Here is a 17,123-nt window from a genome sequence, read left to right as displayed (position 1 = left end):
TAGGCGCCCTAATGCCCCGGCAGCTTCTCGAATGTCGCCATGCCCGCGGGGATCGCGTGGAAGTCCTGCTTGTCGCAGGTGTAGATCGCCATCTGCGGATGGAACTGCGCAGGTTCGTCCAGCGTGCCGACCTTCAGGATCGCCGCCGGCAGGCCGGGAACCTTGGTCACCAGATGGGTCCCGCATTGAGCGCAGAATTCGCGCGTGACGGCGCGTTCGAGGTCCTTGCGCGCGAATTGCTTGGGTTGCCCGGTGATGTAGCTGAAGCCAGCCGCCGGCATCGCGATGAAGGTGTTGGGCGCGCCGCCCGAGATGTACTGGCACTCGCGGCAATGACACTGCGCCTGCATCATCGGGTCGCCCTCGGCGACATAGCGCACTTCGCCGCAATAGCATCCGCCTTCCAAACGCATGACGACCTCCCGATTGTTGTTTCTTGTGGTCGATATTTCTGCGCGGGCGGTGTGGAATGGCAATCTTTTTCTTTCGCCTGGACGGACCAAGACAGACCTCCTGCAGCCGGTTCGTGCATCTATCTCTTGGCAAGTCCGCAGCCGTTGAATCCCCGGCCGCGCCAGCACCCGCTGCTCATGCACTCGGCTTCCAGCCGTGGACAAGCGGTTGAAGCGCAATCCGCGCGGCCACCCATACCGACGCATGCCGTGGCGCACCTGCTTCGCATGAACGAACAGCTCATGCCGCTTCCGGTCTGCCGCGGTTGCCCTGCTCCGGCCTGATCTGGCGGCAGCACGGCCGTCTTGTCCTCGCGCTTGGGCGCCCGCTTCGAATCAGGTTGGCCCGGACTTGCAGCGGGGCTCTGTGTCGTCAGCTTGGAGAGTTCCATCCGACACGGTCGGCTGGTATCGGTGCGGACGCCGGCGCCGGTGGTTCCTTTCAGCTCGAGTGCGAGCTTGTACTGATAGGGCGCGCCGGCTGTGCGGCGCAGCGGATCCTTCTCGCCAATCAGCCCGTTGACGGTGACAGTCGCGCTGCCATCCGCTTCGATCTTCCCGTCATAGATTGTGGCACCGGGCTTGCCCTCTTCCCCGGAGAGAGTGTGCAGCACGCCATCCTTGACGCGCAGGGCATACTGGAAATAGGCCTCGGGAAATGGGGGCTTGTTCTCGCAAGTCTCCTTCGCGATCCAGGTTCCATCGAATGCGGTTACGCGCTTGGCGGTGTCTGATGGTTTCGCCAAGGTCTCGACGCGCGATTTCGCCAGATCTGCGAACGCGCAGGCCGGGAAGCGTGCGAGGTGATCCTTGAATGCCGCGAGCGTTCCCAGCGCTTCCGCGCTACGCCAATGGTCTCCGGCCTCCGCGCAGGGATCGACCTGAGGCGTCGCAGGCGACAACGCCGCCGTCTCGGGCTTGCCGTTCAGGTAGAACTCGCCGAAGAACGACAGCGACAGCTCCGGTACTTGCGAGCCTTTGGAGCGCTGGTAGACGCCGGCGCTGATCGTCTGAAATACCGTGTTGACGTTGCCCTTGTCGCCGATGTGCTCCAGGAACGCGCTGGTGTAGGGGCTGTTGCGGCCGCTGCCGTCGTCGGCGGTCCGGCCGGCCTGTGTCGCGTAGGAAATGATGGTGCCCTCGGGACTTTCCATCTTGGCAAGGCCGCGTGAGACGGTGACGCCACGGCCCTGTCCGACGTTTCGCCGCAACTCGTCGGCAAATGGATTGTCGCGGCAGGCGTCGAGCACGAGGATGCGCAGGTTCTTGGCCTGCTGCAGATCCGCCAGGATCTCGTCGGCGCGCACCAGACGGCGCAGATCGACCTCGTCGCGAACGACGGCATCGACAGGCACCAGATAGTTGACGCCGGCGAACTGGAGCGCGTGCCCACTGTAATAGAACAGGGCGACATCGGCGCCGCGGGCCTCACGCGCGAAGCGAAGAATGGTGTCCTGCATGGCGGACTGGTCGAGGTCGGTCGTGACAACAGGATCGAACCCCGATCGCTTGAGGGCCGCGCCGACATCGGCCGCATCGTTGGTCGGATTGGCGAGCGGGGGAACGTTTCGGTAAGCGCCGTTGCCAATCACCAGCGCGATGCGCTTGTCCGCGCGGGCATCGAGGCTCGACAAAGCGAGCAACAGGAAACACCAGACTAGGCAATAGGGCAGACGCATGAAATCCTGCTCCAAACGGGGAGCATGATATTCAGCAAGCTCGCAGCAATGCAATTTAACTTATGACGGCCCAGCGGCACGGGACCAAAAAGAAAGGGGCTCCAACTTGCGCTGGAGCCCCTCAACGGTCGGGACATTGCCGGGTATGTGCCCCAAACCGTAGTTGTGAGCGCGACCTCCGAGGAGGCCGCGCCCGGGAGGAGACTTACATGTTGTAGGCGCGCTCTGTGTGCTCGGTGATGTCGAGGCCTTCACGCTCGCTCTCGACATTGGCGCGGAGGCCAACGATCACATCGACGACCTTGTAGAGAATCGCCGAACCGATGCCCGACCACACCAGCGTGGTGCCGACGCCCCAGACCTGGGAGATCATCTGCGCCGCGAAGTCGTAATCGGCAACCTTCGGCGGGATCGCGGTGTAGTCGATGATGCCCGCACCACCCAGCGCCGGATTGACGAGGATGCCGGTGCCGAGGGCGCCGATGATGCCGCCGACGCAGTGCACGCCGAACACATCGAGGGAGTCGTCGTAGCCGAGCGCGTTCTTCACGACGGTGCAGAAGAACAGGCAGACCACGCCGACCACGAGGCCGAGGACGATCGCACCCATCACGCCGGAGAAGCCGGCGGCAGGCGTGACGGCCACGAGGCCCGCGACAGCGCCGGAGATGACGCCGAGCACCGACGGGTGACCCTTGATGATCCACTCCGCGAACATCCACGACAGCGCGGCGGCTGCGGTGGCGACGAAGGAGTTGGTCATGGCGAGGGCTGCGCCGCCGTTGGCTTCGAGGTTGGAGCCGGCGTTGAAGCCGAACCAGCCGACCCAGAGCAGCGAGGCGCCGATCATCGACATCGTCAGCGAGTGCGGAGCCATCAGCTCCTTGCCGTAGCCGACGCGCTTGCCGATCAGCAGGGCGCCGACGAGGCCTGCGATGCCGGCGTTGATGTGCACCACGGTGCCGCCCGCAAAGTCGATCGCGCCCTTCTTGAAGATCCAGCCTGCGTCGGCGTTGATCTCATCGAGCTTGGCCTGCGCTGCGGTCTTCGCCGCGCCATCAGCCGCAGCAGCCAGAGCCTTGGCTGCGTCCTGGATCATGTCCGGGCCGGGCCAGTACCAGACCATGTGCGCGATCGGGAAGTAGATCAGCGTGACCCAGAGCGGGACGAAGAGCGCGAGCGCCGCGAACTTCATGCGTTCGGCGAAGGCGCCGACGATGAGGGCGGGCGTGATCGCCGCGAAGGTCATCTGGAAGCACATATAGATGAGCTCCGAGATGTTGGCGTCGACCGAGAAGGTCGCGGCCTTCGAGTCGGTGGTGACGCCCATCATGAAGGCCTTGGAGAAGCCGCCGATGAAGTCGGAACCGCCGGTGAAGGTGAGGCTGTAGCCGTACACGGCCCAGATCACGGTGACGACGCAGACGGTGTAGAACACCTGCATCAGGACGGAGAGCATGTTCTTGGAACGGACGAGGCCGCCGTAGAACAGCGCGAGGCCGGGGATCGTCATCAACAGCACGAGCACTGTCGATGTCAGCATCCAGGCGTTGTCTCCCTTGTTGACCGTTGGCTCGGCGTAGGCTGCGGTCGCAGCGAACAGGCCGACTGCGAGAGCCGCCAATCCCGCGCCATAGGGACGCTTAAACGTCATTTCATTTACTCCTGATTGAATTTTGATTGAGCGCGAAATCAAAGGGCCGCAGCATCGGCCTCGCCGGTGCGGATGCGAACCGCATGGTCGAGATTGATGACGAAGATCTTGCCGTCGCCGATCTGTCCGGTTTTCGCGGCGGTCGTGATGGCGTCGATGGTCTTGTCGACCTGGTCGGAGGCGACAGCGACCTCGATCTTGATCTTGGGCAGGAAGCTCACGGCATATTCGGCGCCGCGATAGATTTCCGTATGGCCCTTCTGGCGGCCATATCCCTTGACTTCCGTCACCGTGAGACCGTGAACGCCGATGGCGGTCAGGGCGTCACGGACTTCTTCCAGCTTGAATGGCTTAATAATCGCCATAACAATTTTCATGGGTCCTATCCCCGCTTGGGCCCGGTCCGGACGTGGCCGGGCGCTTCTCGACTGGTTCGCCACGAGGGAGAAAGTTCACTACGCGGGCACAGCCAGGACCCTTAGAATCAAATGCCGTGCCAGATCGGGCGTGTTGCCTAACGGACTATGAAAACGGGTGTTTTCGCGTTTGACGCGTAGTGCCGTGCAGTGCGCCATTACGCCGCGCTCAATACCTGACCATGCCTGATTAAAATACAGGCACGACAGGCTGTCGACACATTGGTGCTCACACGTAGGGCAGCAGAAAGGTATTTCCGTAAGGCGCGCGCCTATTGCAGGGCTTGTCGTGCCGCGAAATATCGGGCCCGTCGCACTTGTGCTCACGGAATGCGCGCAACCGGCCAACCTGCTTGAGCGGGCGAGGCTTGCCGGACGGGTCCCCGGCAGGGACCGTCAGGCGGCGCTGCGTTCCGCGAAGACCCGGTCGATCAGGCCCCAGTCGACCGCCTGCTGCGCGGTCATGAAATGGTCGCGGTCCAAGGTCCGTTCCACGTCCGGTTCGGGGCGCCCGCAATGCTGGGCATAGAGCCGGATGATGCGCCGCTTGGTTTCCTGCATTTCGGTGGCGTGGATCAGGATGTCGGACGCCTGGCCCTGAAAGCCGCCGAGCGGCTGATGCACGTGAAGGCTCGCATTGGGCAGGGCGGCGCGGTGACCGGGCTCGCCGGCCATCAGCAGAAACGAGCCCATCGAGCGCGCGGTGCCCATGCACAGCGTATGCACCGGCGCCTTGATGAATTGCATGGTGTCGTACATCGCAAGGCCGCTGGTGACCACGCCGCCATAGGAATTGATGTAGAGATTGATCGGCTTGTTCGGATTCTCCGCCTCCAGAAACAGGAGCTGCGCGCAGACCAGTCCGGACATCGCATCATTGACCTCGCCATTGAGGAAGATGATGCGCTCGCGCAACAGGCGCGAATAGATGTCGAAGGATCGCTCGCCGCGGGCGGATTGTTCGACGACCATAGGGACGAGCTGAAGCATGTCGCGCATCGGCGACCTCCATTTTCTGCGGGTGATGAAGTGGTGTTGGTGTCAGGCGGCCGCGCGCATCAGGCAGCCATTGCTGTTGGCCGGCTGCGGCAGCTTCATACGGATCTCGCAGGCTTGCTGGATGATGCGAAAGCGGGTGCCGCCATCCTCGTTCGGCTCGATCCGGAAGATGACATGGCTTTCGCGAAACGGCGGTTCGGAATCGCGCAGCCGGTAGCGCACCTCCTGGCCCGGGATCGCTGATTCCGGCTCGGCGCCCGCAAGATCGCAATCCGGCAACCAGCGCTCGCGCAAAGCCGGAATGGTCACCGCGCGCCAGACCTTGGCCGGCGGCGCATCGAATTCATATTCGAGCACCAGGTCTGTTTTGAGCGCCAAGTCTGCGTCGGAGGGATCAGGCTTCACGGCGTCGCTCATTGATCCATCTCCTTCAAGAGATCGGCGAGGGCATCCATGCGTTTCGGCCAATAGGCGCGGTAGCGCGCAAGCCAGGCCCCGATCGCGGAGATTCCTTCGGGATCGACTTCGTAATTCACAAAGCGGCCCTGCCGCTGTTCGCGCACCAGGCCCGCGCCGCGCAGCACCGCGAGATGCTGCGACATCGCCGGTTGGCTGATCTCCAATCCGTCGCGCAAGGCGCTGGCATTCAGGCTTCCGCCGGCAAGCTTCTCAAAGACCTTGCGGCGGGTCGGGTCGGCCAGCGCTTTGAAGATGTCGGCTTCGATCATGGCGACACATAAGCATACGCTTATGTGTTGCGCAAGCCCAATTACTGCAGCGCCTCGCCGTGCTGCGAAATATCCAGCCCCTCGAGTTCGTGCTCGCGGGAGACCCGCAACGGCACGAACAGACCGACCAGCTTGAGCAGGACGAAGCTCATGCCTGCCGACCAGACGAAGGTGACGGCGACCCCGTAGAGCTGGATAAGAAGCTGCTGCGGATGGCCTTCGAGCAGGCCGGCGGTGCCGCCGATCGCGCTCGTTGCGAACACGCCGGCCAGCAGGGTCCCGGTCATCCCGCCGATGCCGTGGACGCCGAACACGTCGAGCGAATCGTCATAGTCGAAGCGGTGCTTCAGCCAGGTGCAGGCCCAGTAGCAGACGAGGCCTGCGATCACGCCGATGACGATGCCGTGCCAGGGCGCCACGAATCCCGAGGCCGGCGTGATGGTGCCGAGGCCGGCCACCGCGCCGGAGATCATGCCGAGCACGGACGGCTTGCGCCGCGTCGACCATTCGATCGCGCCCCAGGTCAGCGCGCCGGAGCAGGCTGCGAGATGGGTCGCGATGATCGCCATCACCGCGCGAGAATTGGCTGCGCCCGCCGAGCCGCCGTTGAAGCCGAACCAGCCGACCCACAACAGGCCGGTGCCCATCACCGCGAGCGACAGATCGAATGGCGAGAGATTTTCCGTGCCGTAGCCATGACGGCGTCCCATCACCTTCGCCGCGACGAGGCCGGCGGTGCCGGCCGACAGATGCACCACGAGGCCGCCGGCGAAATCCAGCACGCCCATTCCGGCGAGGAAGCCGCCGCCCCACACCCAATGCGCGAGTGGAATGTAGACGAAGATGAACCAGGCCACGGAAAAGAGGAGATAAGCGGAGAACCGCATCCGGTCGGCCACCGCGCCCGCGACCAGCGCCACCGTGATGATCGCAAACGTCATCTGGTACAGCATGAACAGCGCTTCCGGGATCGTCTTCGCCGCCGGGTTGACGCTGTCCATGGTCATACCGGAGAGAAACCAGCGGTCGAGCGTGCCGATCCACGGGCCGTCGCCGACGAAGCACAACGAATAGCCGAACGCGACCCAGAGAATGGAGATGATCGTCACTGCGGCGAGGCTCTGCGCCATGGTGGCGAGGACGTTCTTCTTGCGCACCATGCCGGAATAGAACAGCGCGAGCCCCGGGATCGTCATCATCAGCACCAGCGCGGTGGCGACGATCATCCAGGCGGTGTCGGCAGTGTTGATCTCGGAGCCCGCGGCACGCGCCGGCGAAGCCATGATCGACCCAAGCCCGATCGGCGCGGCGATAGCAGCCGCGCGGCGCAACAATCCCGCCATGTCGTTTCCCCCAGCTATTGATTGTGTCGCACGCCGTGGCGCCGTTGCCCGGTGCGATCGAAGAAGAGCGTTGTCGAGCGAAGCGGTTACCGGTTCGCGAAAAGAAAACGCGTCAAAGCAAAAATCTAGAGCGCGTCGCTGTCGGTCTCGCCGGTGCGAATGCGGGTCGCGTGATCGATCGGCGTGACGAAGATCTTGCCGTCGCCGATCTGGCCGGTGCGCGCGGTCGCGGTGATGACCGCGACGGCCTTCTCGGCGATATCGGAGGCAACCGCGATCTCGATCCGCAGCTTCGGCAGGAAATTCACGACATATTCGGCGCCGCGATAGATCTCGGTGTGGCCCTTTTGGCGGCCATAGCCCTTCACTTCGGTCACGGTCATGCCGTGGACGCCGATCGCCGTCAGGGCCTGACGGACCTCATCGAGCTTGAAGGGTTTGATGATCGCGACGACGAGTTTCATGGTCAGGCCTATTCCCCGGGATGCGCCGCGCCGTATGTCCCCGGCGCAGCGTCAATCTGGCATCTTTCCGGGCAAATGGCATAAAAAACTTGCAGATTGAAGCGGAAAATCGTTGGGCCATGTGAACGGCCGCCTCTGTACAGGGCAGCCGTTCATCCTCCACAATGCGTTTTTGGCATGGATGCGATGAACCCAAGCGTCGCGGCCGGTACAAAACTATGTTCGAGGGGGACGCTTCATGGCGAGTTGGTTCTACGCATCCGAGGGCAAGCAGCAGGGGCCCTATCCGGAAGGGCAATTCCGTGACCTCGTCGCCCAGGGAGTCGTGCGTCCGGATACGCTGGTGTGGTCGGACGGCATGGCCGGCTGGCAGAAGGCGGCCGAAATCCCCGGCCTGATCGGCGGGGGCGGTGCGCCCCCGATGATGCCGGCTGGCGGCCCGCCGATGATGGGCTCCGGGGGCTACGGCGGCGGTGGCGCCGGAGGATCGCTGGCGGTCGATTTCGGCATCCTCGAGTTCACCTGGCGCAGCATCGTGATGCTGATCGGCATGTGCTTCATCATCCCGGTGCCGTGGGTGTTCGTCTGGTACACGAAATGGATCGTGTCCTGCGTGAAGGTCCCCGGGCGGCCCAATCTCAGCTTCACCGGCAATGCGATGGCGCTGGTGCCCTGGTATTTCGGCTTCATCGTTCTGGCGGTCGTGATCGGCTACATCGGCGTTCCCTTGCTGAGCAATTTGCTGTTCATCGCCCAGCTCGTTCTGTACTGGCTCCTGATCAAATGGATGGTCGCGAATCTCGCCTCCAATGGGCAGCCGCTCGGCCTGAGCTTCACCGGCACGGTTTGGGCCTATGTCGGCTGGAGCCTGCTGTTCGCGATTTCCATCATCACCATCATCGGCTGGGCCTGGGTCGCCGCGGCTCAGATGCGCTGGTTCTGCCGCAGCATCGAAGGCACGCGGCGCGAGATCGTGTTCAACGGCAGCGGTCTCGGGATTCTCTGGCGGGGCATCGTGGCCGCATTCCTGTGCGGCTTCATCATTCCGATCCCGTGGGTCTATCGCTGGATCATGAACTGGTTCGCGTCGGAGACGGTTCTGGCTCCGCGGGGATCGCTCCGGGCCTGACCTCGAAAGGCACAAGCGCGATCGATCGTGCTTGTGCCTCTTAGGCTCTCCGTTCGCGCACCGAGCCTTCCTGCGCGACGGAGGCCACCAGCGTGCCGTCAGGCTTGAAGATCGAGCCGCGGGTCAAGCCGCGGCCGCTTCGCGCGCTCGGCGAATCCTGTGCGTAGAGCAGCCATTCGTCGGCGCGGAACGGGCGGTGAAACCACATCGCGTGGTCGAGGCTCGCGGGCATCATGCGCTTGTCGAACAGGGTGCGGCCGTAGCGCGCCATAATCGCATCGAGCAGCGAGAAGTCCGACGCATAGGCCAGCGCGCACATGTGCAGCGCCGGATCGTCCGGCAGCGTTGCCGCGGTCTTGATCCAGACATGGATGCGGCCGTCCTCGATCCTCTCACCGAAATAACGGCCGAGCTCGACCGGGCGCAGCTCGATCGGACGGTCGGATTCATAATAGCGGCGGATGAACTCCGGCATCTCCTTGAACATCGGCTGCTTCGCGACTTCCTCCGCCGTCAGCTTTTCCGGCGGCGGCACGTCGGGCATCTTGTCCTGATGATCGAACGCGCTCTCTTCCTCCGCGTGGAACGACACCATGATCGAGAAGATCGCGTTGCCATGCTGGATCGCGGTGACGCGTCGCGTCGAGTAGCTCTTGCCGTCGCGCAGGCGCTCGACCTGATAGATGATCGGGATCTGCGGATCGCCCGGCAGGATGAAATAGCAATGCAGCGAATGCGGCAGCCTGCCCTCGACGGTGCGGCACGCTGCAACCATCGCCTGTCCGATCACCTGGCCGCCGAACACCCGCTGCCAGCTGGTCTTCGGACTGTTGCCGCGGAACAGATTCACCTCGAGTTGTTCGAGGTCGAGGATCGAGATGAGGTCGATCAGGCTCTTGGACATGGATTTCAGCTTTCGCCTTGCCGCCCCGGGGTTCGCTGCTCCGGATCGACACAATGGGGGCTATCCGCCCTTGTTTCACCGCACTGTTTCGCCCACCTCAAGTCTGCTAGCAAGGCCAGGATTTAGCCGGGAATTGGGTATGTCGGTACAGGGTAGCATTGTCATCGGTGGCGGCGCGTTTGCGGGCCTGGCGCTGGCCCTGGCGCTGCGCCAGGGGCTCGGCCCCGAGATCCCCGTCATCGTCGCCGACCCCGCGCTCTCCACACGTCCGAGCCGGGACCCGCGCGCGACCGCGATCGTGGCCGCCTGCCGCCGCCTGTTCGAGGCGATCGGCGCCTGGGACGACGTCAGGGGCGAGGCGCAGCCGATCCTCGACATGATTGTCACCGATTCCAAGCTGGAAGACGCCACCCGTCCGGCGTTCCTCAACTTTGCCGGCGACGTCGCGCCGGGTGAGCCCTTCGCGCATATGGTCGAGAACCGCCGCCTCATTGATGCGCTGGTGGTGCGCGCCGAGGCCGAGGGCATCGATCTCCGCGCGACCACAGTGTCGTCTTACGACGCGCGGGCCGAAGGTATCGACGTGACGCTCGGTGATGGCAGCGTGATTGCAGCGAGCCTCCTGGTTGCGGCCGACGGTGCGAAGTCGAAACTGCGCGAGCGCGCCGGCATCGCCACCCACGGCTGGGAATATGATCAATCCGGCATCGTCGTCACTGTCGGCCATGAGCGCGATCACGAAGGCCGCGCCGAAGAGCATTTTCTGCCGGCGGGTCCGTTTGCTATCCTGCCGCTTTCGGGCAAGCGCTCCTCGCTGGTATGGACCGAGCGCCGCAGCGAAGCCGCGCGTATCGTTGCGTTGAGCGATGGGGAATTTCACGGCGAGCTCGAGCAGCGCTTCGGCCTGCATCTCGGCGAGGTGAAGGCGCTCGACAAGCCGCGCGCGTTTCCGCTGTCCTATTTCGTCGCACGCTCCTTCATTGCCCAGCGCCTCGCGCTGGTCGGCGATTCCGCCCACGTCATCCACCCAATCGCGGGCCAGGGTCTCAACATGGGGCTGAAGGACGTCGCCGCGCTGGCCGAGGTCGTGGTCGATGCCGCGCGGCTCGGCATGGATATCGGCGGCGTCGACGTGCTCGAACGTTATCAGCGCTGGCGCCGCTTCGACACCATGGCCATGGGCGTTGCCACCAACTCGCTGAACTTCCTGTTCTCCAACCAGTCCACCTTGCTGCGCACCGTCCGCGACATCGGCCTCGGCCTCGTCGATCGCGCCCCGCCGCTGAAGAATCTTTTTATCCGCCAAGCCGCGGGTTTGACCGGTGAGATACCGCGGCTGTTGAAGGGCGAGGCGCTGTAGGATTTTCGGTAGCCCGGATGGAGCGCAGCGTATTCCGGGGCCGCTGCGTCATACGAGGAACCCCGGATTTCGCTGCGCTCCATCCGGGCTACAAGTCTCTCATCGGGCCACAAGTCCCTCAATCGATCTTGCGGGCCTCTTCCGGCAGCATGATCGGGATGCCATCGCGGATCGGATAGGCGAGCTTGGCGCTGCGCGAAATCAGCTCCTGCTTTGCAGCATCGAACTCCAGCGGACCCTTGGTCAGCGGGCAGACCAGAATCTCCAGCAATTTGGGATCGACGCTGGCTTCGGGGCGTTCGGTGGGCGCGTTCATGGGGGTCTCCGACGGTCGGTTGCCTCTAGCATAAAAAATCGTAGCAGCCCATCGCGTCGCCTCAAGCGGCAACCATCCGCAGAATCTCGTCGAGCAGGCCCTCAAGCCGCGCGGCCGGCGCTGGCGGGCCCGACAGGGCGAAGCCGAGAAACGTCCAGTACAGGATTTGCGCGCGGGCTCGCGCTGTCGCCGCCTCGAACCCGCGCTTCCTCAGCAGCTCCTCGATATAGTCGAGCCTGCGCCGGTCGATGGCACGCACCGCCGTTTGTGCCGCCGCATCGAAGGCCGTCCAGTTCCGCACCGCGCGCTCGAGGTCGAGCCGCGCGCCAAAAGTCCTGCGCAGCAGCGCTTTCAGCGGCTCGTCGCTGTCCGCCTCGACATCGGCGATGATCTGCTCGGCCGCGATCTCGCGCCAGCGCTTCAAGAGAGCAGCATGGAATGCGCCGAGATCGGCGAAATGCCAATAGAAGCTGCCGCGCGAGACCCCCATGGCTTTTGCCAGCGGATCGGCCTTCAGCGCGGTGAAGCCGTCTCGCGCGAGCGCCTTCAGTCCCTGTTTGATCCAGTCGTCGGCGGTCAGCTGTTCGGCCATGTCGGGTTCCGGATGCAAACATACACTAGTGTATTGACAGCCGGCAGGCCAGCGCCTATCCCACCATACATAACTGTATGGACCATATTTGCAGGGAGCTTTGACGATGCGTGATCTCTTGCTCCAGTGCGCCGGGGTCTTGACCATTGCCGTGGCCCTCATTCATGGCATTCTCGGCGAGACCAAGGTCTTTGCCCGCGCCCGCATCGAGCCGGAGCGGCTCCGCACCCTGATCCGCCTGGTCTGGCAGGCCTCGACCGTCGCCTGGATCGGCGGCGGTGTGCTCCTGATCGCGGCGCCCTGGATGCAATCGGAGCCAGCGCGTCACTGGATCGTCGTCACCATGGCCGGTGTGTTCGGCTTCTCCGCTCTCGCCAACGCATGGGCCACAAGCGGCCGGCATTTTGGATGGATGGCGCTCACCGCCGTCGTCGTCATGGCGGTTGCTGGCTACTGAGCTTGCGCGTCGGGATCAGCCTGCTGTCAAACCGTGAGACGTAAGGCCGCAGTGTCGTCTCAAATGCGCGCTGCATACGGAGAGCGCTGAACTTTTTCGGATCGTTAGAATAACTCTAAAGCGAACTGGCCGCGAACCGCATTGACTTCATCATGTGCTTTGCTTCCTTCGGTCCCGCTTCGCCTGCCGGCGCAGCGCCCACGACAGAAGAGGAGACGTTCGTGAAGGTTATTCGTGTTGTTGCCGTTGCATTGACGATCGGGATTGGCATGGGATCGGCAGCCTTGGCCGATGGTTTCAAGGACTGCACCAAGCTCGACAAGGCGTCGTGGAAGCCGGCGAGCGACGCCGAAGCCAAGGCCAAGGCGCTCGGCTACGAGGTGCGGCGCTCCAAGATCGAAGGCTCGTGCTACGAGGTCTACGGCGTCAAGGAAGGCAAGCTTTACGAGCTGTTCTACAGCCCAGAAGATCTCAGCCTGAAGCACACGATTGCGAAGTAGACCGCGCGAAGTGTCTGCGCAATGCTACGCCTGAGGGTGGTCCTCGCTTGATCGAAGAAACGGTGCCGCACGCTCGCGGGGGGTCCGACCGGACCCCCGCGGATCGAACCGCCGCGCGGACAGTCGCGGTCTGGGACCTCCCGCTGCGGCTCTGGCACTGGGCGCTCGCGGCTTGCGTTCTGGCCGCGTGGTTCACGCCGACCGTCTATGACCGACTTCACCGCATCGTCGGTTATGCCGTACTCGGCCTTCTTGCGTTCCGTCTGGTCTGGGGTTTTTGGGGAAGCCGCTATTCGCGCTTTCGCATGGTCGGCGTCAGGCTTCGGGCCGCGCCGGGTTATCTCTGGAATCTGCGCCGCGGCATCACCGGCCGCTATATCGGTCTCAATCCAGCCGGCACGTTGATGCTGGTGGCGCTGCTGGTCTCGCTGGCGGTCTCGACGATCACGGGCGCGATGTCGGTGACCGTGACCTTTTTCGGTGTCTGGTGGGTCGAGGACACTCACCATTATTCATCCGACGCGGTCATCGTCCTGATCGTGCTGCACGTCTTGGGCGTGCTGATGATGGGGCGTCTTCAGCGCGAGAATCTGATCAGCGCGATGATCACTGGACGTAAGCGCATCCGTCATCACCTCTAGAGCACTATTGGTTCTGATTGTGTCAGAACCGAAGCTTCGGTTCGGCGCGTCTCCTCCCCCGCCAATCGGTGTCGCCTTCCTCCGCTCCAGGCCTCGCTGCCGGTTCCAGAGTGCTCTCGGTTGGCTCTACGACCGGTGGCGCGCATTGTCCTGCGCGGGCGCCCGCCAGATTTCAAATTGCACTGACCACGTTAAGCAACCAATAAGCATGCAATCACGCGTTGCACAAAATTAACGCGAAGGCGGATTAGCACGGACACTATCGGCAATATCCACGATGGAGCGGCTGGGATGTTTCGGGTTTTCGCTTGCCTTGCCGTCGAGCACGATTGGCGGCTTGTCCTGCTCGCCGGTCTGGTCTGCTTGCTCGCGAGTAGCGTCGCGGTCAGTATCTTTCATCGTGCGATCGTGGCGCCCGCAAGAACGCGGTTGATCTGGATCGGGATTGCCGGCGCTGCCATCGGATATGGGATCTGGGCAACGCATTTCGTCGCGATGCTCGCCTACGAACCCGGCGTTACGACCGGTTACGGCATCGTACTGACGGCGCTTTCGCTTGCTACGGCAATGCTGTTGACGTCGGGCGGCTTCGGCATTGCGGCCGGCTATTCCGGCCGGTGGCGCGCCGCGGCAGGCGGTGTCGTCATTGGCGGCGGCATCGCCAGCATGCACTATCTCGGAATGTGGGCACTTGAAGTGCCGGGCCGCGTCACCTGGTCGCTGGATCTGGTGTTTGCCTCGGTCATTCTGGGCATGTGCCTCGGCTGTGCCGCCCTCGTTGTTGCAGTCAGGTACAAGAACTCCTGGGGCGCACTGTTGGCGGCAGTCCTGCTGACCCTTGCTATCGTCTCGCATCACTTCACGGCGATGGGTGCCGTGCAGATCGTTCCAGATCCGACGCGTTCAACCGACAGTCTGTCGCTTTCGCCGACTTTCCTCGCTCTCGCCATCGCCGGCGTGGCACTATCTGTACTTGGGATGAGCCTGATCGGCGTACTCGCCGACCGCCGCCTGGCAAGTAGAACCAGCAAATTCGAGGAGATCATCAGCCAGCTTTCGATCGCCCGGCAGCAGCTCGAAGGCTCGCAGAGAGAGTTGCAGGATCAGACGCTCAGGCTGGACACCGCGATCAACCACATGGTTGAGGGCCTTTGCATGTTTGACGCCAAGAAGCGGCTTGTCGTCTGCAACGAGCGCTACGCCCGACTCTATCGGCTGCCGCCGGAACTGCTGCGGACGGGGACGTCGCACACCGACATCATCAGGCATCGCATCGTGAACGGAATCCTCAAGGGCGATCTCAGCGAGGGGGCTGCCGAGCAATTCATCTCGAAGCTGGCCGCGCTGCCGTTCGATGCGGTCTCAAGCAGGATCGACGAGTTTGCCGACGGTCGGTTGATCTGCGTGACGCGGCAGCCAATGGCCGGTGGCGGATGGGTTGCCACACATCTCGATGTGACCGAGCAGCGCCGGTCTGAGGCCAAAATCACTCATATGGCGCAACATGACGCGTTGACCGATCTGCCCAACCGCGTGCTGCTCAGGGAGCGGATGGAGCATGCCATCGCAGTTACTCGCAACGGTGGCGTCGACTTGGCCGTGCTCATGCTCGACCTCGACCGCTTCAAGGAAGTCAACGACACGCTTGGACATCCGGCGGGGGATTCCCTGCTCCGCGCCGTCGCCGCGCGCCTGCGCGAATGCACCACCGAAACCGCGTTGATCGCTCGACTGGGCGGCGACGAGTTCGCAGTGATCGATTACGTCACCAATCCAGCCGTGGAGGCTGCCGGCCTGGCCGAGAGCATCGGAAGGGCGCTTTGCGAGCCCTTCGATCTCGGCGATCACCGGGTCACGGTCGGCACCAGCATCGGAATCGCCATCGCGCCGCGCGATGGCAGCGATTCCGACGTGATCATGAAGAGCGCGGATCTCGCCCTCTACTCCGCCAAAAGTGGCGGACGTGGCGCATACCGCTTCTTCGAGCCGGAACTCGACGAGCTCATGCACGCGCGACGCAACCTGGAGCACGATATGCGGGATGCCCTTGCCGATCGTCAGTTCGAGCTCCACTATCAGCCGTTCGTCAGCGCCGCTACCGGCGAGACCCGCGGCTTCGAGGCCCTGCTCCGCTGGCATCACCCACAGCGAGGACTGGTCACGCCGAGCGAATTCATCCCGCTTGCGGAGGAGACAGGCCTTATCGTGCCGCTGGGAGAATGGGTCTTGCGGACCGCCTGTGCGGAAGCCGCCAATTGGCCTGCGCATGTCAGGATCGCTATCAACCTATCTCCCGCTCAATTCAGGAGCAAGGAACTCGTTGCTGTCATTGTCGGCGCGCTGGCGAGTTCGGGAGTGGCGCCACACAGGCTCGAGCTCGAGGTCACCGAGACGGTGATCATGCACGATAGCGAGGCTGCTTTCGCGGTGCTCGGACAATTGCGCGAGCTTGGCGTGCGAGTTGCCCTGGACGATTTCGGCACCGGCTATTCGTCTCTGAGCTTTCTGCAGAGATTCCCGTTCGACAAAATCAAGATCGACCGCAGTTTCGTCAGCGAACTATCCAGCCCGAGCGCAGAGGCGCACCATCTTGCGCGGGCAGTGGTTCGTTTTGCTGTCAGCCTCGGCAAGATAACGACCGCCGAAGGCGTCGAAACGAAAGAGCAGCTGGACATCCTCCGTGAGGAAGGCTGCGTCGAAACACAAGGCTACTATTTCAGCCGGCCGATGCCTGCATCCAGCATCACCAGCATGCTGCGGCGAGGTGCCGAAGCGGCCTACCACGCTGCATGAGCATTCCTACCCTCACTGCAGCGGCGGATCGCCGCTGGTGCGCTTCTTCGCGAGGTCCATCTCGGTCACCGCGATCAAAATTTCGGCGCGGGTCTTCAGGTCGGGCGCTTCCAGCATCGCCTGCTTCTCGGCCACGCCATAGGGCGACATCATCGCCAGCGCGTTGACGAGTGCTTCGTTGGGAGCGGTCTCGACGCCCTCCCAGTCAACCTTGAGGTTGTTGGCCTTCAGAAAGTCCGCCAGCACCGTCAGCAGTGCTTCGCGATCGACCTCCTCCTCGCCCATGCGCGGCGTGAAGTCGTCGACGAAGGCAAAGAAATCCACCTTGCACTGCCGGTAGGCGGTGAGAACCTCAAGCTCCTCGACGACCTTGAAGCGCGAGACACCGGTGAGCTCGAGGATGTAGCGGCCGTCGCCGGATTCCGCGAGCTGGGTGATGCGGCCGACACAGCCGACACGGAACAGCGCCGGCTTGTCGGAATTCTTGGGCGAATGCGCGATGTCGGGCTGGATCATGCCGATCAAGCGATGGCCGTCGCGAAAGGCATCGTCGATCATCGCGAGGTAGCGCGGCTCGAAGATGTTGAGCGGCATCTGCCCGCGCGGCAGCAGCAGCGCGCCCGGCAGCGGAAACACCGGAAGGATCTCCGGAAGGTCGGCCGGCCCGCGATATTCGATGTTGATCGGCATCTGCCG

The 17,123-nt window shown here is 63.4% G+C and carries 19 protein-coding genes; 6 read left to right on the top strand and 13 right to left on the bottom strand.

Going from position 1 to position 17,123, the window contains the following annotated elements; all coding sequences use genetic code 11:
- Positions 1 to 8 precede the first annotated feature (8 nt).
- The 9 genes from IVB50_RS10610 to IVB50_RS10570 form a co-directional block, all read right to left on the bottom strand.
- Positions 9 to 413 (bottom strand): GFA family protein, encoded by a 405-nt coding sequence (locus tag IVB50_RS10610; RefSeq protein ID WP_018459659.1) that lies wholly within the window; start codon positions 411 to 413, stop codon positions 9 to 11.
- Positions 414 to 532: 119 nt separating this feature from the next.
- The gene (locus IVB50_RS10605; RefSeq protein ID WP_247295817.1) at positions 533 to 2,131 is read right to left on the bottom strand and encodes a caspase family protein; all 1,599 of its coding nucleotides are present in this window, start codon (positions 2,129 to 2,131) and stop codon (positions 533 to 535) included.
- Positions 2,132 to 2,336: 205 nt separating this feature from the next.
- A complete protein-coding gene (locus IVB50_RS10600; RefSeq protein WP_018459661.1) occupies positions 2,337 to 3,785 on the bottom strand; it encodes an ammonium transporter in 1,449 nt (482 codons plus the stop codon).
- Positions 3,786 to 3,823: 38 nt separating this feature from the next.
- On the bottom strand, positions 3,824 to 4,162 hold the full coding sequence (locus IVB50_RS10595) for a P-II family nitrogen regulator (protein WP_007598642.1): 339 nt from the start codon (positions 4,160 to 4,162) through the stop codon (positions 3,824 to 3,826).
- A gap of 435 nt (positions 4,163 to 4,597) precedes the next feature.
- On the bottom strand, positions 4,598 to 5,200 hold the full coding sequence (locus IVB50_RS10590) for an ATP-dependent Clp protease proteolytic subunit (protein ID WP_018459663.1): 603 nt from the start codon (positions 5,198 to 5,200) through the stop codon (positions 4,598 to 4,600).
- A gap of 42 nt (positions 5,201 to 5,242) precedes the next feature.
- Entirely contained in the window at positions 5,243 to 5,617 is a 375-nt protein-coding gene (locus IVB50_RS10585) for an SRPBCC domain-containing protein (protein WP_018459664.1), read from the bottom strand.
- Positions 5,614 to 5,928, bottom strand: coding sequence for a metalloregulator ArsR/SmtB family transcription factor (locus tag IVB50_RS10580; RefSeq protein WP_018459665.1), 315 nt, complete (start codon positions 5,926 to 5,928; stop codon positions 5,614 to 5,616). Before IVB50_RS10580 ends, IVB50_RS10585 begins: the two co-directional genes overlap by 4 nt.
- A gap of 41 nt (positions 5,929 to 5,969) precedes the next feature.
- The gene (locus IVB50_RS10575; RefSeq protein ID WP_018459666.1) at positions 5,970 to 7,271 is read right to left on the bottom strand and encodes an ammonium transporter; all 1,302 of its coding nucleotides are present in this window, start codon (positions 7,269 to 7,271) and stop codon (positions 5,970 to 5,972) included.
- A 125-nt stretch (positions 7,272 to 7,396) separates the two neighbouring features.
- Positions 7,397 to 7,735: a P-II family nitrogen regulator gene (locus tag IVB50_RS10570; RefSeq protein WP_007598647.1), complete on the bottom strand. Its 339-nt coding sequence runs from the start codon at positions 7,733 to 7,735 to the stop codon at positions 7,397 to 7,399.
- A 238-nt stretch (positions 7,736 to 7,973) separates the two neighbouring features.
- Between IVB50_RS10570 and IVB50_RS10565 the strand changes: the two genes are divergently transcribed.
- Positions 7,974 to 8,864 carry a DUF4339 domain-containing protein gene (locus IVB50_RS10565; protein WP_018459667.1) on the top strand — a complete coding sequence of 297 codons (891 nt, stop codon included), beginning with the start codon at positions 7,974 to 7,976 and terminating at the stop codon, positions 8,862 to 8,864.
- Positions 8,865 to 8,904: 40 nt separating this feature from the next.
- Here IVB50_RS10565 and tesB read toward each other — a convergent pair whose 3' ends face one another.
- Positions 8,905 to 9,768: an acyl-CoA thioesterase II gene (tesB, locus tag IVB50_RS10560; protein ID WP_018459668.1), complete on the bottom strand. Its 864-nt coding sequence runs from the start codon at positions 9,766 to 9,768 to the stop codon at positions 8,905 to 8,907.
- 139 nt (positions 9,769 to 9,907) lie between these two features.
- On the opposite strand from tesB, the gene IVB50_RS10555 reads away from it, so the two are divergent.
- A complete protein-coding gene (locus IVB50_RS10555) occupies positions 9,908 to 11,128 on the top strand; it encodes a ubiquinone biosynthesis hydroxylase (protein WP_018459669.1) in 1,221 nt (406 codons plus the stop codon).
- Between the two features lie 118 nt (positions 11,129 to 11,246).
- On the opposite strand, the gene IVB50_RS10550 is transcribed toward IVB50_RS10555, so the two are convergent.
- On the bottom strand, positions 11,247 to 11,444 hold the full coding sequence (locus IVB50_RS10550) for a Trm112 family protein (RefSeq protein ID WP_018459670.1): 198 nt from the start codon (positions 11,442 to 11,444) through the stop codon (positions 11,247 to 11,249).
- Positions 11,445 to 11,505: 61 nt separating this feature from the next.
- A complete protein-coding gene (locus IVB50_RS10545) occupies positions 11,506 to 12,036 on the bottom strand; it encodes a TetR/AcrR family transcriptional regulator (RefSeq protein ID WP_247295815.1) in 531 nt (176 codons plus the stop codon).
- 106 nt (positions 12,037 to 12,142) lie between these two features.
- Here IVB50_RS10545 and IVB50_RS10540 point away from each other — a divergent pair, with 106 nt between their 5' ends.
- From IVB50_RS10540 to IVB50_RS10525, 4 genes are all read left to right on the top strand, one after another.
- Positions 12,143 to 12,493 (top strand): hypothetical protein, encoded by a 351-nt coding sequence (locus IVB50_RS10540; RefSeq protein ID WP_018459672.1) that lies wholly within the window; start codon positions 12,143 to 12,145, stop codon positions 12,491 to 12,493.
- Positions 12,494 to 12,714: 221 nt separating this feature from the next.
- Positions 12,715 to 12,993 carry a PepSY domain-containing protein gene (locus tag IVB50_RS10535; protein ID WP_007598654.1) on the top strand — a complete coding sequence of 93 codons (279 nt, stop codon included), beginning with the start codon at positions 12,715 to 12,717 and terminating at the stop codon, positions 12,991 to 12,993.
- Positions 12,994 to 13,040: 47 nt separating this feature from the next.
- On the top strand, positions 13,041 to 13,634 hold the full coding sequence (locus tag IVB50_RS10530) for a cytochrome b/b6 domain-containing protein (protein ID WP_018459674.1): 594 nt from the start codon (positions 13,041 to 13,043) through the stop codon (positions 13,632 to 13,634).
- A gap of 291 nt (positions 13,635 to 13,925) precedes the next feature.
- Positions 13,926 to 16,427 carry an EAL domain-containing protein gene (locus tag IVB50_RS10525; protein WP_018459675.1) on the top strand — a complete coding sequence of 834 codons (2,502 nt, stop codon included), beginning with the start codon at positions 13,926 to 13,928 and terminating at the stop codon, positions 16,425 to 16,427.
- Between the two features lie 12 nt (positions 16,428 to 16,439).
- Here the strand turns inward: IVB50_RS10525 and IVB50_RS10520 are convergent, their stop codons facing one another.
- On the bottom strand, positions 16,440 to 17,117 hold the full coding sequence (locus tag IVB50_RS10520) for an LON peptidase substrate-binding domain-containing protein (protein WP_018459676.1): 678 nt from the start codon (positions 17,115 to 17,117) through the stop codon (positions 16,440 to 16,442).
- Positions 17,118 to 17,123 lie beyond the last annotated feature (6 nt).

It is taken from the genome of Bradyrhizobium sp. 87 (assembly GCF_023073015.1).
Classification (GTDB): Bacteria; Pseudomonadota; Alphaproteobacteria; order Rhizobiales; family Xanthobacteraceae; genus Bradyrhizobium; species Bradyrhizobium canariense_D.
This window is presented reverse-complemented; position numbering and strand designations above follow the sequence as displayed.